The sequence below is a fragment of the Paenibacillus sophorae genome, assembly GCF_018966525.1.
Classification (GTDB): Bacteria; Bacillota; Bacilli; order Paenibacillales; family Paenibacillaceae; genus Paenibacillus_AQ; species Paenibacillus_AQ sophorae.
The window spans coordinates 3,687,065-3,702,886 of the sequence record NZ_CP076607.1 but is presented as its reverse complement, the minus strand read 5'-3'; the positions used below and the strand labels follow the sequence as shown (position 1 = coordinate 3,702,886).

Here is a 15,822-nt window from a genome sequence, read left to right as displayed (position 1 = left end):
TCCACGGTACAGCGGATGCATCAAGAAGCAATCCCAACAGAGAACGAACGCCTCACGAAACAAGCCTGGAACGAAGCTAAAGACACCACAGGTTTGGAACTGGATATCGACGACTTTGCCATTAAAAAACACACCCTTACAATACGGGCATTCACAATCTTCGGAGAGAAACCATTAGAGGATCAGATCTGTCTCTACTCCCGGCAAGATGGAAGTGTCCCAGGCGGATGCGGGCAATCGTGTACCCTCGGTGAACCGGATCGCAGCAATGCCGTTTAAACCGCTCATAGAGGTTGTAGGCTATGAGCTTAATCAGCAGATCGATTTCGTTGGATTCAAAAGAACCGGTCGCAATCCGATCGATGGAAAACCCGCGTTTGGCTTCCTTGATGTAATTTTCCATGCAGCAGTGCTGGTTGTAGAAGCGCCATTCGTCAATCGCTTCCCAGTACAGGTTGGTTACAATCGCTTCGTATTTCCAATCGGTATCCAGAAACAGGCAAGGCTGGTCCTCTTGGATGACTTGGGCTTTACGGGTCACCGTCACGCGCCGGGGATGGTCCCAAGAAGTAGCTTGGTACTAGAGGGCAATGCCCTCAATGACGGATTCGTACCTTTGGCGGCCTGGTCTTGGTTCCCGTACACGGTATCCACCGTGGAGTCCAAATCGAGAATGAGCTTGGAGGGAAGGTAGGGCCGAATGAGGGCGTGATTGAAAAATTTACAATCGATTCGCTTTCCTGATTTTTCATAACAGGCACGATCGCTTTGAGCCCCAACGCAGTTCCTGTAAGATTGATATTAATTGCGTGATTCCGGCTTATAATAAATGCACCAAATAATCAACATTTTTCCTTATTTTGTTGATAAAACAACGAATTTCGTCTATTTAACCATTGAAGCTAGGCTGGTTCTATTTATAATAATAGACATACGTTGATTAATGTATTAATTGCGAATTTTTGATTCGTCCAACGAAACGGCCGCTTTAATATTCGTGTATATTAACCAAACTGTACACAAGTATTTTGTCATTTAAGGGGGAATACCATTGGAAAGACCGTATATTATCTGCCACATGCTGACTTCATTGGATGGAAAAATTATTGGCGATTATTTGAAAACGGAACGAGTAACCTACTTTACAGATGAATACGAAGAAATTCATGAACGTTACGGATCTAAAGCATGGATTTGCGGCAGAATTACCATGGAGGAACACTTTACTTTTGGGCATCAGGTAGATTTGAAAAAAGAAGACAACATTCCGGCGATTCCAAGGACGGATTATGTTGCTAATAACGATGCCGAAAGTTATGCCGTAGCAGTGGACCCCTTGGGAAAATTGGGGTGGACCGAAAATTCAATTAAACCATGGAATGAGAACAGGTCGGAAGATCATATAATAGAAGTCCTTACAGAGCAAGTTTCAGATGCTTACCTGGCTCATTTGAAAAAGACTGGCATTTCCTACATTTTCGGCGGGAAAGAGCGCATTAATTTTACTACAGTCGTACAAAAGTTGAAAAAACTGTTTTCCATCGATAATTTAATGCTGGAAGGCGGGGGCGGTTTAAATGGTTCCTTTTTAAATGAGAGACTGATTGATGAATTGAGCCTGATTTTGGTTCCAATTGCCGATGGCGCCTCTAACTCTGTGACACTATTTGAAAGCAGCTCTTCTCTGAACAAACAGCATCCAGAAAATTTCTATCTGAAAGAAGTCGAAAAACTGGATGACGGCGGGTTATGGATCAAGTACTTGACAAAACCTTGAATATGGCTGACGGCACAAAAAAATGAGTTGCTGAGATCACGCGATCAGAGTTCCTGAGCTCATGGATATAACATAAATATAAGCAGCACTTTTTGGGCTGATTGCACGGAATCCCATGTCTTCTAGAGGACCTGGAATTCTATTTTGCATAGAAAATGGGGCTCGTGATGAGACCTATCCGTTGCCTCACAGTTTAGGATTACCGATGCAGTTTACGATACTGAGAAGGAGTAGTTCCGTAATAATCGGAGAACTGCCTTGTGAAATAATCAAGGGAATAAAACTTTACTCCGAGTAAGATTACAGTAATAGGTCTGGGCGTAAATAGAAGAAGCAAGATCTGCGTACTAATTGAGCCGGTAAGGATAAGGCGCGGAAAAATGCAGGATCAATAGACCTACGGTCAAACAAGTTACCAATTTGCAAGGCTATGGGAGAATTATAAATGTTTCTTCTGAATATGGGGCGACGAGCGAAATGTCATATAAAGGAGTAGGTGCTTATAAGTTGTCTAAACTTGCCCTAAACGGATTGACACGATTGGTAGCTGGAGAAATAAAAGGTGATATCAAAATAAATGCGGTCGATCCGGGATGGGTAAGCTCAGATATGGGTAGGCCATCTGCCCCAAGAACTCCAAAGCAAACCGCTGAGTCTATCCCTTTGGTGAGCGACTATTGGACCGGAAGGACCTAATGGAGGGGGGAGAGTTGGAAAACGAATCGATTGGTGACATTGCAGATGAACAAATGATTTGTTGTTTAAATGAGGTTCGATGACGATCGATGAAACTATCTTTTGCAATTGTTATTGTTTAAAATTATGTTAGTCAGTATATGTCAAAATTGAGTTTTTAATTTAATGCGTTGTCGCAATGGCAGCGTTTTTTATTTTATAAATTGTAAGTGGACAAGAACAATATACCTCATGGAATAAGCGCTCGGAGCGGCTTTTATTTTATCGGTACAAGTTCTTGTCCTTTGCTCGGGACGAGAACTTGTACCGATTACCGAAAATGGACAAGAACATGTAGCATAAAGAAGTTTGCCTAAAAAAGCAGCTTCTTGATTTATTTATACCACCCTCTCAAGCAACATCCCTACTTGATTTGCCATGACATGAGGTGGATAAGGCATTCCTTTCCTGATCCACCATTCCACTATCCCTACGAAAGCTGTTCCCATAAAGCAACCCATAACCTCTTCATCCAATCCGTGATTTCTTTCTTCGTTTATATTCACTTCAGCCTTGTACTCTTCGATAAGAAATTCTAAGAACCGGGTACGAAAAGAAGGAGCTCCTTTACTCGCTAGCATTGTCGAAAAGAAGAGATAATTACGCTCAAAGTATTCGAAGTAGACCAGATTAGCATCTCTCCAGTCCATTTCACATGCATATTCGTTGATTTCCCGCATTTCGTTAATATGTTCTTCAATGAGCTTATCCAGTAGATCAAATTTATCCGCGTAATGAAGATATATGGTTGCTCGGTGAACATTTGCCCTATCGGAAATATCCTGGATGGTAATGCCATCAAAATTTTTTTCGGACATCAGTTCAATAACGGCTTTTTTTATCGCTTCCTGCGATTTGAGTATTCTTCTATCTACTTTAGGCATGGTTAGGCTCACCAACTTTCTTAAATAATCATCATTTCATGTGAATTTGTAAAATAATCGACAAATACGGTTGGTTTAACGATTGCAAGCAGCTTGATTCTATATAATATTATACATATGTCGTCTAATGGATCAATATCGATTAATAACAGGGGAGATTGAGAATTAGCAAAATCAATGCGATGTTGGAGAGGGATGTATCCGAATAAACATTGCATGTCCTAGAGCGTTATTGAAAGAGGGATTAGAAAGACTGTTGAAAGTCATGAAATTAATCAATTAATAAACTCCTGATAAGAAAAGGAGAATAAAAAATGTCAAACCCTAAAATGCCTTCTTGTGCACAGAAAGCAATTGACGATTTTTCGCCAAAACTTGTTGGACTAACCGATAATGTTTTATTTGGAGATATTTTGGAGCGTAGAGCACTTTCTCCTCGGGACCGCAGTTTAATTGCTGTAGTAGCTAGTTTAGTTACGGGTGGAGATACGGAGAAACTAAGTTTTCATATAAACTATGCCAAACAAAATGGTCTTACGGAAGAAGAGATCATTGAAACGATTACCCATCTTGCTTTTTATGCCGGTTGGCCGAAAGCAACGTCTGCCTATACAGTTACAAAGAAAGTTTTTGCGAAGGAACGTAAGTGAAGAATGGGACGCAGAGCGAACGCTCTGGAGTCGTGTATTACCAGTAACCGGTATTAAATAGAGTTTATACTAAATTATTGAAACTTTAATATCCATTCAGGAAAATATAATATCTAACAAAAAAGTTTGGTTTATTACGGGTTACTTTGAGGAACTCGCCCAAGAGCAGATCGAGAGGCAATTGGGAATGGCACTCATAGGCCCGATGAACATCACACGTGCGGTCCTGCCTGTGAAGCGCAAGCAGCGTTCGGGCCACGTCATCTCGATCTCTTCGGGCGCGGGCCTGCTCGGGTTCGAATTCTGCTCCGCTTACGCAGCGTCGAAGTTTGGCCTTGAAGGCTGGATGGAGTCGCTGCATTCAGAAGTTGCACCATTTGGTATTAATACAATCATTGTTAACGCGGGATTATTCCGCTTGCAACAGATGGTCCTTATTTCGTCCTTTTCTTTGATGATGAGGAGAACTCAGAACAATACGGAAATCAATTGGAACGAAGTTCTATTGATGTCTTAATTGAAGCGCGGAGTAAGCATGAATTAGGAGCCATACCTGCAATTTATAGTGGGAGGAATTATACATGAAAAAAGCGATTTTATTATTCCTTGTATCTCTGTTAGTTCTTTCCTTGGCAGCTTGCGGAAATAACTCTTCAGATGATAGTAATACGGTAATCAACATGCCGGGCAATGCTTCTGCTATTCCTATTGAAAATAACATGCCGGTGAATGCTTCTGCTAATCCTGCTGAAAATAACAATGCAACTCAGCCGGTACCCAGTGATCAAAAAATCCTCATAGCGTACTTTTCCCGCGTCGGAAATACGGATTTTGATGCAAATGTGGACGCCATTACCAGCGCAAGTCTAAATCTCCAAGACGGTGTGCTTGCAGGCAATACGGAAATTATTGCAGATATGATTCAGGATACTGTTGGCGGCGATCTGTTTCTCATTGAAACCGCAAATAAATTTCCTGCCGATTACGATACGGTTTTAGATTTGGGACAGCAGCAGCAGCAGGAAAATGCACGTCTAGAACTGAGCGCTCATGTGGAAAACATGGAAGATTACGATACAGTCTTTATTGGTTTCCCGAACTGGTGGAGCGACCTGCCTATGGCAGTTTATACCTTTCTGGAGGAATACGACTTTTCGGGTAAAACCGTGATCCCGTTTAGCACCCATGGAGGCAGCGGATTTTCAAGAAATGAGCAAACGTTAAAAAGGATGTTGACCGGTGCAACCGTGTTGGATGGTCTTGCCGTTAGAGGCGGAGATGCCATCGATGCGCAGCGTGATGTGGAAGAATGGCTGGGTCAGCTTGGAATGTCTAACTGATACGAATAAGGTGAAACGATGAAACCCCAAGCAATCATTAAAATAGCGGTTGATCTAATCATGACGGTATTGCTGCCGATTTTGATGGCATTCATTCTGACCGGACAAAAAGTGCATGAATGGCTCGGAACTGCAATGTTTGTGATGTTTATCACCCACAACGTGCTGAACTTCAAATGGTACAAAAATCTGTGGAAAGGGAAGTATACAGCTTTCCGCATCTTTCAAACCGTGGTGAATCTGTCGGTATTTATATGTATGATCGGGCTGATGGTCAGCGGCATAATGATGTCCCGTTATCCATTCGCTTTTCTGTCTATTAGCGGCGGAATGTCCTTTGCAAGGGAATTGCATATGCTTGCCTCCCATTGGGGCTTTATCTTAATGTCCGTTCATGTCGGTTTGCATTGGAACATGATTATGTTGATGACGCGAAAAGCGGTAAAAGCAAATCCGCCGTCTGATATCCGTAAGGTTATATTACGGGTCATCGCAGCAGCGATAGCCGCATACGGCGTATATGCCTTTATCAGGCACGATATTGTTTCGTATCTTTTTTTGAAAATCATGTTCATTTCCTTTGAATTTGAACAATTCCCGATATTATTTTTTACGGATTATTTGGCAATGATGGGGCTATGTATCTGTATTGCTTATTATGCTGCAAAAGGTATGCAACGGATTTCATCCCCCAAAAGGAGGCGGTTAAAAAAGTGAAGCATGTATAGGAGACAAACAAATGAAGAAACTTTTCTATAGCGATTTCAGCTATTCAAGTGGCCTAATTTCATTGGGACGTATTGATTCCGGCATTGAAACCCTCGCAAATATGAACGGTGAGTTCACCGTAACGGTTGAAGTATTAGAATAATTGATTACATCAGGGAATGGAGGGCTGAATATTGAGTACTAGAACAAAATCGAAATTTATTACATTGCTGCTCGCTTTATTGATGTTTATTATAGGATTCGGTCATCAAACCGTATTTGCTGCTGATTCTACTCAGCAAGCAGATACTCTAAAGAATTTGGGGCTATTCCGCGGAACCGATGCAGGCTATGAACTGGATAAACCAGTTACCCGCGGCCAAGCAGCTGTTATGCTGGTTCGTCTATTGGGCGTGGAAAACGAGGCACTGAACGGTAATTACAGCCATCCCTTCACCGATGTACCTAAATGGGCTGACAAATACGTTGCTTACATGTACGACAACGGGTTGACAAAAGGTATGAGCAACAAGCTTTTCGATCCTAACGGGATATGCAGTCACCAAATGTATTCTACTTTTATGCTTCGCGCGTTAGCTTACGAGGATGGAGTGGACTTTACCTTTGCGTCGGCAATGCAAGAAGCGCAGGAGATTGGTCTGTTCGATACAGCGACCAGCAGTTTCCTTCGGGGAGATATGGTTGCCGTATCTTATTCTGCGCTGGCTACCAGACTAAAGAACAGCGATCTCACCTTGTTGGACAAATTAGTGGCTGATGGTGCGGTTGACGCTAGAGTCGCAGATTCTGTTCAACGTCTATTTGCAACTAGCCATTCTGATAATGCCAGAATAAAACTGATTCTTGACAATGAGGAGTTCATCGTTGACATGTATGACAATCCGACCAGCAGGGACTTTCTGACGATGCTCCCGATAACCTTATCATTCGAGGACTTCGTCGGAAAGGAAAAAATCAGTTATTTATCACGGAAATTAGATACCGAACCAGCACCGTCAAACAGTGGTCCTTCTGTTGGCGAATTTGCTTACTACGCTCCCTGGGGGAATCTGGCTATATTTTACAACGAGTCTGCTAGCACTGGGAATGGACTTATTGTATTAGGAAAGATTAATTCCGGCATGCAGGAGCTTGAAGAAAAGTTAGCGGATATAAGCGATAATTTTAAAATGACAATTGAAAGAATCGATTAATTGGGTGGAGGAACAAACGATATGCGAAAAATATTATCAGTGGCTCTCGCTCTGGTGTTGAGCTTCACTTCTGCAGCTTGTGGTGGAAATAACAGTGGGGGCTCTACTCCTGACGAGGCTGAAACGATTGGAAATAATTCAACTAATGAACAAACAGGTATCCCCGGTGAAGTACAAGAGGAGAACAGTCAAAATTCTACTGATGAAAACGAAAGTGTTGAAAATACCAAAATTAAATTGATTTTCGATAATGAAGAAGTCATCGTGAATCTATATGACAATCCAACGAGCAGAGACTTTCTGACAATGCTCCCGATAACCTTATCATTTGAGGACTACGTCGGAAATGAAAAAATCAGTTATTTGCCACGGAAATTAAATACCGATTCTACACCATCAAACAGTGGCCCTTCTGTTGGCGAATTTGCCTATTATGCCCCATGGGGAAATCTGGCTATATTTTACAATGGACCTGTTACCACTTCTTCGAATGGAGTTATTGTATTAGGAGAGTTTGAATCCGGCATAGAGGAGCTGGCAAGTATGAGCGATGATTTTACGGTGACAATTGAAAAAATGGACTAGAGGACGTTCGGATTGAATCGAAGTTTCATTGAAGGAGGACTGGATAATGAGCACTTGGTCTAAAGATGAACTACGACAGATCGCCGAGGCAGATGACCTTCATATCTCGCCGTTCCGTGAGGACGGGATGACCTACGGGACCCCGACCTGGATTTGGTCCGTTATGATCGGCGATGGTCTTTATGTACGAGCATATAATGGACGTAACTCTCGATGGTACCAAGCCGCGGTGCAGCAGAAGGCCGGGCGGATTACTGTCGCCGGTATGTGACCAAGGAGGTTGCCTTCGAGCCGGTTGACGGTCCCATTAACGACCTCATCGACGATGCATACCGTGTGAAATACCATAGTAGCCCGTATCTCAACCCTATGATCGGTGCCCGCGCCCGCTCAGCGACAATCAAGATTATCCCTGGCAAATAAGATAACAGAGGCGACCTTATTTCATAAATTACATTGACCTCGAGTCGATGTCGCTTGGATGGTCTATCAGAAGAATACAAATTGTGATCTGCATCCTTATGCGATCGCCGGAGTTGCTTTAACGGAGTGGGAGCGAAAAGGGGTATGGCCGCAATGGCAGGCTACTGTCGGGCGTGAGGCTCGGCCCGATAGTAGCCTGCCCCGGCAGCCATGACCGAGAAGCGGACACGCAGGTTAAAGCAACGGGGTTGCTTACCCGCTCCAAAAGTGTCAGAAGACAAGAACATAGTCCCTTAAGAACCCGCGCCAGGCGCGGGTTTTCTATTTTAAGGGACCAAGTTCTTGTCCTTTGCTTGGGACAAGAACTTGGTCCTATTGCCGATTTGATAAGCGTCTAATTAATTAATTCACCTTAAACTGCAAACTACACTAAAACACCAAATTTTTCAAGGTGTTCCCAAGAGCAGCGGAATACGAACCGTGTTTGAGGTTCGGCTGCCTCAGGAAGCGCCGACGGCAGAGACCGAATAACGACAATTCTTTCGTGGAAGCATGGATCTGAATCATGGACAATAAACCAGACCGTGACATAGAACGTGTTAGACAGGGTTATATGCAGGTAACAAAGCCTGATCTGGTTGAACTGATTATCCGAATGGAACAGTACATTTCTCACTTAAACCAGATCTGGTTAAAAAATGAGTTTAAAAAGCTCCAATAAATGAAGAACGGTCTGCATAGGACCGCTTGGGAACTATGCAGTGACGGAGTTCGGCTCGAACTCTGGTTTTTGATGTGACTAATGATAGCAGGAAATCAAAAAAAAGAACCTGGACAGCTTAACCAGGTTCTTTTTATATTGCACACAAACAGACACGATGATATAATCAGATTACGACTGTCCCAAGTTATATGATCAAAGTTAATGCATCTTACACTTTAAGTGTACCATGCCGGTAAACTCTTGTCAAATATTTTTTCTCAATTTAATGGTTAGGAGAGATATTGAATGAGTTCTTTGGTTCTCGGTTTTCAGGAAGTGGAACAAACGCAGCTTTCGCTCGTTGGCGGAAAAGGGTTAAATTTAGGGGAATTATCAAAAATTGAAGGAATACAAGTACCGGAAGGATTTTGTGTTACAACAGTGGGATATCAAAAAGCCATCGAACAAAACGAAACGTATCATGCTTTGTTGGATCAACTAACAATGCTAAAAGCAGAAGATCGAGATCAAATTGTTGAAATTAGCAGGAAGATTCGACAAATCATTATGGAAGTAGAAATTCCTTCCGATGTTGTGAAAGCAGTTACTCACTATCTCTCCCAGTTTGGCGAGGAACATGCTTATGCAGTGCGTTCTAGTGCGACTGCTGAAGATTTACCACATGCCTCTTTTGCTGGTCAACAAGACACCTATTTAAATATCATCGGCAAAGAAGCAATCTTGCAGCATATCAGCAAATGTTGGGCTTCCCTATTTACGGATCGCGCGGTAATCTACCGTATGCAAAATGGATTTGACCACAGTCAAGTTTATTTATCCGTTATCGTTCAAAGGATGGTTTTCCCACAGGCTTCAGGAATTTTATTTACCGCTGATCCGATTACTTCCAACCGAAAGTTGCTATCAATCGATGCCAGTTTTGGACTTGGAGAAGCACTGGTCTCTGGCTTGGTATCTGCCGATTGTTATAAAGTACAGGAAGGGGAAATCGTCGATAAGAGGATAGCAACCAAAAAATTGGGTATCTATGGACGAAAAGAAGGCGGAACAGAGACACAGCAGATCGATCCTGATAAGCAGAAGACTCAAACACTTACTGAACAACAAATTTTACAACTGGCACGTATCGGAAGACAGATCGAAGCTTATTTTGGTTGCCCCCAGGACATCGAATGGTGTTTGGCCCATGATACCTTTTATATTGTCCAGAGTCGGCCAATCACTACTTTATACCCGATCCCTGAAGCCAATGATGAAGAAAATCACGTTTACGTATCTGTCGGCCACCAACAAATGATGACCGATCCCATGAAACCATTGGGATTGTCTTTTTTCCTGTTAACGACTCATGCACCCATGCGGAAAGCCGGCGGAAGATTGTTTGTTGATGTTACACAAATGCTGGCTTCACCTGACAGCAGAGAAATTTTATTAAATACCATAGGACAACACGATCCGCTTACAAAAGATGCACTTATGACCATAATAGATCGAGATTTTATAAAATTGTTACCAAATGATAAAAAAGAACAGAGTCCCATTAATAGCAATAAAGGTATGTCGCCTGCTAGTTTTCAAGCACAAATCGAAAACTATCCGACAATCGTTTCTGATTTGATTAAGAGGAGTCAAACATCGATAGAAGAGTTAAAACAAAACATCCAAACGAAATCAGGATCGGATCTATTTGATTTTATTTTAGAAGATATCCAAGAGTTAAAGAAGATTTTATTTGACCCACAAAGTTCTGCTGTATTTATGGCTGCTATAAATGCTTCATCATGGATCAATGAAAAAATGAATGAGTGGTTAGGTGAAAAAAACGCAGCAGACACGCTTTCTCAATCTGTACCAAACAATATTACTTCGGAAATGGGTCTGGAGTTACTTAATGTTGCAGATGTGATCCGTCCTTATCCGGAAGTAATTGATTATTTACAACATGTAAAAGATGATAATTTTTTGAATGAACTGATTAAGTTTGATGGTGGACAGGAAACTAGGGACGCTATCTATGCTTATCTTAACAAATACGGAATGCGATGTACCGGAGAAATCGATATTACTAAAACTCGTTGGAGCGAAAAACCAACTACACTTGTCCCCATGATTCTTAGTAATATCAAAAACTTTGAGCCTAATGCCAGCCGGCGGAAATTTGAGCAAGGGCGGCAGGAAGCTTTGAACAAGGAGCTAGAGTTATTAGATCGCTTGAAGCAATTACCGGATGGTGAACAAAAAGCCAAAGAAACAAAACGAATGATCGACCTAATCCGGAATTTCATCGGCTATCGTGAATATCCAAAATACGGCATGGTTAATCGCTACTTCGTTTATAAGCAGTCTTTACTGAAAGAAGCCGAACAACTCGTACAAGCGGGCGTTATTCATGAAAAAGAAGATATATACTATCTCACTTTTGAAGAACTTCGCGATGTTGTACGCACAAATAAACTGGATTACCAGATCATCAGCAAACGAAAAGACGAGTACAAATTATATGAAAAACTAACTCCACCACGTGTTATCACGTCTGATGGTGAAACACTCTCCGGTGAGTACAAACGAGAAAATCTACCAGCCGAAGCTATTGTAGGTCTACCTGTTTCTTCCGGAGTTATAGAGGGACGAGCACGTGTCATCTTAAACATGGAAGATGCTGATCTAGAAGATGGAGATATATTAGTCACCTCCTTTACTGACCCTAGCTGGACACCATTGTTTGTATCCATAAAAGGCCTAGTCACCGAAGTTGGTGGACTGATGACCCATGGAGCAGTTATCGCACGTGAATATGGCTTACCAGCAGTTGTCGGAGTGGAGAATGCTACCAAACTGATAAAAGATGGGCAACGAATTCGCGTGCATGGAACAGAAGGGTATATCGAAATATTGTAATGGCTGAATACGTCAAGTAAGGCCTTTGTCATAATGGACGGCATTAAATGCAATCTGTCATGGATAAAAGGGCGGTTATCCTGTTCGTCCTTTTATCTACCCATCTTAGACTTCAGGAGAGGCTTTCATTATTTGGCCGACTACCGGCAGGTTCATGGAGGCAATCAAATAATCGGCTGGACCAAACTCATAACGTTCTTGAGCTATAAGAACCTCCTTAGAACCTTGAGCAATTACACAGAAGGAGGGGGTGTATACCCTGTAGGCGGGTTCGGATACGCTGGAGTATCGTATAAAAAACAAAGATGGTATCGATGTTTCATGAACTCCTTCATTAGGCAAATGCAAATCCATTAACTTGGCAAGTTCTTTTTGCTTTTCTAGAATACTGTTCACGATTTATGCCCCTTGGGCAAATTTCGCTGCAGGAACCCGATGCTCCAGTGCGAACGAAGGTCAGCCGCAGACGGATGAAAACGGTGATCGAGAATCTGATCTGGCTGGCTTCACGTATGGTCGAGCACGCGAGGCAGACTAAGCTCCGTTTCGGTAGGCACAGTCCCTGGTTTCCGACATTTCGGCGTATTTATGAGAGTTTGTCAGGTTGAATCATTAGAAACATATGTTCGAAAACAGCTTGTTCCAGGGCAAGCTCTGTTTCCTTATGTCTTATTGCAAACCAATCTGCTCTCTTATCAATTTCCACCCCCGATCCCTTCATCTCATCAGGACCACTGGCTCCGCCTTTAGCTATTTCACGGATTCAGGTAAAATTTAAACTTATAGAATATTCCAATAAATGAAAAACAACCTTGACATTAATATACATTTGACTCTATATTGATAGAAAAATAATCCACATTTTAGAACTGAAATGGGAATTGTCGTTCTCGTCATTCATTTGGGGTTGAGTTTTGCTTATCGCGCTAAACTTCCTCTTGCTCATCTGTTTTAGTGCTGTAAAGCAAGAAAACATTTTTCCATTCAAAATGATCCGGTACACGCCTTATTTGAAGGCACTGATGCAATGAAGAGGCCTGACCCGGCAATATTAGCTTCGTGATTATCTGAAAAAGGAGACTATTATGAACGATGTGAAAGTGTTATGCCTTCTTTCTTCTCCACGGGACAACGGGAATTCTTCAAAGCTTAAGGAGTACATAGAACGGCACAAATATCATTCTCAATTATCGGTGGAATATATTGAGCTTCAAAAAAAAAATATACAATCTTGTAATTCCTGTTATTTTTGTTCACAAAAGGGATCTTGTGTAATATCCGATGATGTGGAAGCGATAGTCGAGCAAATGAAGAAAGCGGATGTCATTATTTTTGCTCCGGTCGTATATGCATTTGGCACGAATACGAAAATGCAAGCTTTCCTGGAGCGTGCAGGTTATGGATATCTGAGAACGCAAGGAAGGCCGTTACGCGATAAATTTGCCATCATTACGGCAATAGGACGCAGATATGGACATGAGTCGACTGCGACGCAGATCATGGAGAACATATTGCTCAATGAGATGATCATTTTGGGAAGCGGTTTTTTGCCTCTTTTTCACGGGACCACATTTCCTGGCAACATTGAAAATGACAAAGAGGCGATCGATGCATTCGAGAAGAGCATCACTAGAGTCGTAGAGTACATCCAAAAGCAAAGGGGGAAAATAAGAGATGAATATTTTGTTAATTGATAATTATGACTCTTTCACATTCAACATCTATCAGTACTTGCTCGAATTGGGGCATCATGTGGAGTGTTATCGGAATGATTCCATTTCGATCAGTGATATCGAACGTAAACATCCAGATATGATATTCATTTCTCCAGGACCCAAGGCGCCCAAAGATGCGGGCATATGCCTGGATGTGGTCAGGTATTTTGCCGGGAAGATTTCGATATTCGGAGTATGTTTAGGCCATCAAACCATAGGTGAAGCTTTTGGAGCGAGAATCGTTCATGCAAAGAGTCTGTTTCACGGAAAAATGTCAACCATCATTTCTCGACACAAAGGCATTATGGAACACATGAATGAATTTACGGCGACAAGGTATCATTCGTTAGCGATTGAAAGACAAAGTCTTCCCCCTTGTTTGGAAATTACTTGTGAAACCAGTGATGGAGAAATCATGGGAGTCAAGCACAGGGATTATAATATCGAGGGTGTGCAATTTCACCCGGAATCAATTATGACCGACAACGGAAAAGCTCTCCTTCAATCATTCATCAACCGCACAAAAATGCTGCACAGCCAATGTGAGCCTTCTAGTTATCCGAATTCACAAATCGAGCCACAGTTCCTTAAATATTCTGACAGTGCACTGCATCATGCCCCGGCTTCCTCGATCGACGTGCCACAATATGCAACTCAATTAAACCTGGATAAAGCTTTTTTTGATATCTTCGCTGAGCTATATTCTAACTTCGGTGAGGAGAATGTATTTTTGCTTGATTCCGCGCATGGCCCGAAGATTGATTGCAGCGATGATATCATCGGCCTGTTCCCTAAGTTTGATCTTGTAATCGAGAAGGGCAAGATGTATGTGCAGAGTAATCATCCTTCCCTCCTGCAGCTGTTCAAACATAATTTTATAAGTCTGTATGCCGAACAAGAAGATTGCTTCGTACTTGCGGACGGTATAAAATTCTCCGATATTTTTCCGGTCATCAGCAAGATGTTCAACATGGACCCGAAGCATAATCTTAAGATCCGTTATTCCCATGGACTGGTTGGCTTCTTTACATATGAGTATCTGCATTACCTGGAGATGATCGAACGGAGCAACATCCAGGATTTGGCGATTCCGGATGTCCATTTGACGTATTATTCATGTATATTGAAGCATGATTCCATTAATCGTATTACGACCATCATTAACAACAGCATCGTCGATTCCTGTCAAGCTGAATATGTATCGCTGATGCGTCTGCTAACGGCTTCGTATAAGGGCTCGCCAAAGGGCGACGTCATATCCCGAAATATGGATCATGCAGCGGATTACACGCTCACAATGGATGAGGAACAATACTATAAGAAGGTAGCCAAGGCCAAGCAATATATTGTCGACGGGGAGATTTTCCAAGTCCAGCTTGGCGCGAGAGTGCATACCACAACCAGTGCATCATCCTTGGACATTTACCGACTGCTTCGGGAAGTTAATCCTTCACCCTATATGTTCTTATGGAAGCGCGGAGCATGTGCTTTGATCGGCAACAGCCCGGAACTACAGCTCAAGGTGCAGAATGAAAAAGTTCTAATCCGGCCAATTGCCGGAACATCAAAGGGAAAGGGGAGAACGCCGGAGGACAGGGAAGTTGTGATCCATAATCTGGTCAACAGTGAGAAAGAACAGGCGGAGCATATCATGTTAGTGGATTTGGCGCGTAACGATATTGGAAGAATTGCAAAGCCAGGCTCTGTCATGGTTGACGAGCTGATGGAGGTTAGTGAATTTTCCCACGTTTTTCATCTTGTTAGCAGCGTGACGGGAACTATTCCGAATAATGTAAATACCATGAAATTATTTGAGGCGACCTTCCCGGCGGGAACGCTGACCGGGGCACCTAAAATTCGGGCGATGGAGATCATACAAGAACTGGAAGAATATGAAAGAGGACCTTATGGAGGCGCGCTTGGCTTCTTTGACTTTAACGGCGATATCGTCAGTACGATTATCATTCGAACGATTGTCAAAATAGACGAAGACCTGTATCTCCAGGCTTCGGCAGGAATCGTCTCGGATTCCACGGACATCGATGAATGGAATGAAATCCAATTTAAAACGGATGCAATCCGTCATGTACTGAGTGAAATTCGCAGACCCGCGCCTACCCTATGAATACAATTTTAACTGAAAAGTAAGAAAGGGAGCTGATCCAACTA

At 42.4% G+C, this 15,822-nt stretch carries 17 protein-coding genes and 3 pseudogenes; 16 read left to right on the top strand and 4 right to left on the bottom strand.

Going from position 1 to position 15,822, the window contains the following annotated elements; genetic code table 11:
• Positions 1 to 209, top strand: a pseudogene (locus KP014_RS29400) (ISL3 family transposase); the annotation flags it as partial.
• Here KP014_RS29400 and KP014_RS17515 read toward each other — a convergent pair.
• Positions 197 to 604 (bottom strand): annotated as a pseudogene (locus KP014_RS17515) (transposase); the annotation flags it as partial. The pseudogenes KP014_RS29400 and KP014_RS17515 sit on opposite strands and share 13 nt — an antisense overlap.
• A 447-nt stretch (positions 605 to 1,051) precedes the next feature.
• On the opposite strand from KP014_RS17515, the gene KP014_RS17510 reads away from it, so the two are divergent.
• Positions 1,052 to 1,777 (top strand): dihydrofolate reductase family protein, encoded by a 726-nt coding sequence (locus KP014_RS17510; protein WP_036590234.1) that lies wholly within the window; start codon positions 1,052 to 1,054, stop codon positions 1,775 to 1,777.
• Positions 1,778 to 1,976: 199 nt separating this feature from the next.
• Here KP014_RS17510 and KP014_RS17505 read toward each other — a convergent pair whose 3' ends face one another.
• Positions 1,977 to 2,114, bottom strand: coding sequence for an AraC family transcriptional regulator (locus KP014_RS17505; RefSeq protein ID WP_246590531.1), 138 nt, complete (start codon positions 2,112 to 2,114; stop codon positions 1,977 to 1,979).
• Between the two features lie 140 nt (positions 2,115 to 2,254).
• On the opposite strand from KP014_RS17505, the gene KP014_RS17500 reads away from it, so the two are divergent.
• Positions 2,255 to 2,473: an SDR family oxidoreductase gene (locus KP014_RS17500; protein WP_246590530.1), complete on the top strand. Its 219-nt coding sequence runs from the start codon at positions 2,255 to 2,257 to the stop codon at positions 2,471 to 2,473.
• Between the two features lie 377 nt (positions 2,474 to 2,850).
• Here the strand turns inward: KP014_RS17500 and KP014_RS17495 are convergent, their stop codons facing one another.
• Positions 2,851 to 3,396, bottom strand: coding sequence for a TetR/AcrR family transcriptional regulator (locus tag KP014_RS17495; protein ID WP_036590235.1), 546 nt, complete (start codon positions 3,394 to 3,396; stop codon positions 2,851 to 2,853).
• A 314-nt stretch (positions 3,397 to 3,710) separates the two neighbouring features.
• Between KP014_RS17495 and KP014_RS17490 the strand changes: the two genes are divergently transcribed.
• The 10 genes from KP014_RS17490 (at position 3,711) to ppsA (ending at position 11,938) form a co-directional block, all read left to right on the top strand.
• Positions 3,711 to 4,046: a carboxymuconolactone decarboxylase family protein gene (locus tag KP014_RS17490; RefSeq protein ID WP_036590237.1), complete on the top strand. Its 336-nt coding sequence runs from the start codon at positions 3,711 to 3,713 to the stop codon at positions 4,044 to 4,046.
• Between the two features lie 73 nt (positions 4,047 to 4,119).
• Positions 4,120 to 4,563 (top strand): SDR family NAD(P)-dependent oxidoreductase, encoded by a 444-nt coding sequence (locus KP014_RS17485; RefSeq protein WP_090834822.1) that lies wholly within the window; start codon positions 4,120 to 4,122, stop codon positions 4,561 to 4,563.
• Positions 4,564 to 4,627: 64 nt separating this feature from the next.
• Positions 4,628 to 5,386 carry a flavodoxin gene (locus tag KP014_RS17480; protein WP_036590239.1) on the top strand — a complete coding sequence of 253 codons (759 nt, stop codon included), beginning with the start codon at positions 4,628 to 4,630 and terminating at the stop codon, positions 5,384 to 5,386.
• Between the two features lie 18 nt (positions 5,387 to 5,404).
• On the top strand, positions 5,405 to 6,103 hold the full coding sequence (locus KP014_RS17475; RefSeq protein ID WP_036590242.1) for a DUF4405 domain-containing protein: 699 nt from the start codon (positions 5,405 to 5,407) through the stop codon (positions 6,101 to 6,103).
• A 22-nt stretch (positions 6,104 to 6,125) separates the two neighbouring features.
• Positions 6,126 to 6,257, top strand: a complete 132-nt coding sequence (locus tag KP014_RS17470) for a cyclophilin-like fold protein (protein ID WP_175491977.1) — start codon at positions 6,126 to 6,128, stop codon at positions 6,255 to 6,257.
• Between the two features lie 31 nt (positions 6,258 to 6,288).
• The gene (locus tag KP014_RS17465) at positions 6,289 to 7,308 is read left to right on the top strand and encodes a cyclophilin-like fold protein (protein WP_090834820.1); all 1,020 of its coding nucleotides are present in this window, start codon (positions 6,289 to 6,291) and stop codon (positions 7,306 to 7,308) included.
• Positions 7,309 to 7,329: 21 nt separating this feature from the next.
• A complete protein-coding gene (locus KP014_RS17460; RefSeq protein WP_036590244.1) occupies positions 7,330 to 7,893 on the top strand; it encodes a cyclophilin-like fold protein in 564 nt (187 codons plus the stop codon).
• Between the two features lie 46 nt (positions 7,894 to 7,939).
• Positions 7,940 to 8,164, top strand: a complete 225-nt coding sequence (locus tag KP014_RS29260; protein ID WP_343223000.1) for a DUF2255 family protein — start codon at positions 7,940 to 7,942, stop codon at positions 8,162 to 8,164.
• Positions 8,107 to 8,316: a DUF2255 family protein gene (locus KP014_RS28885; RefSeq protein WP_246590529.1), complete on the top strand. Its 210-nt coding sequence runs from the start codon at positions 8,107 to 8,109 to the stop codon at positions 8,314 to 8,316. Before KP014_RS29260 ends, KP014_RS28885 begins: the two co-directional genes overlap by 58 nt.
• Before the next feature lie 1,009 nt (positions 8,317 to 9,325).
• Positions 9,326 to 11,938: a phosphoenolpyruvate synthase gene (gene ppsA / locus KP014_RS17450; RefSeq protein WP_036590247.1), complete on the top strand. Its 2,613-nt coding sequence runs from the start codon at positions 9,326 to 9,328 to the stop codon at positions 11,936 to 11,938.
• A 105-nt stretch (positions 11,939 to 12,043) separates the two neighbouring features.
• Here ppsA and KP014_RS17445 read toward each other — a convergent pair whose 3' ends face one another.
• A complete protein-coding gene (locus tag KP014_RS17445; RefSeq protein WP_036590249.1) occupies positions 12,044 to 12,334 on the bottom strand; it encodes an AraC family transcriptional regulator in 291 nt (96 codons plus the stop codon).
• 59 nt (positions 12,335 to 12,393) lie between these two features.
• Between KP014_RS17445 and KP014_RS29395 the strand changes: the two are divergent.
• The 3 genes and pseudogenes from KP014_RS29395 to KP014_RS28880 all read left to right on the top strand — a co-directional run.
• Positions 12,394 to 12,546, top strand: a pseudogene (locus KP014_RS29395) (IS1380 family transposase); the annotation flags it as partial.
• A 477-nt stretch (positions 12,547 to 13,023) separates the two neighbouring features.
• Entirely contained in the window at positions 13,024 to 13,632 is a 609-nt protein-coding gene (locus tag KP014_RS17440; protein WP_051499518.1) for a flavodoxin family protein, read from the top strand.
• A complete protein-coding gene (locus KP014_RS28880) occupies positions 13,613 to 15,778 on the top strand; it encodes a chorismate-binding protein (RefSeq protein WP_051499520.1) in 2,166 nt (721 codons plus the stop codon). Before KP014_RS17440 ends, KP014_RS28880 begins: the two co-directional genes overlap by 20 nt.
• Positions 15,779 to 15,822: the final 44 nt, after the last annotated feature.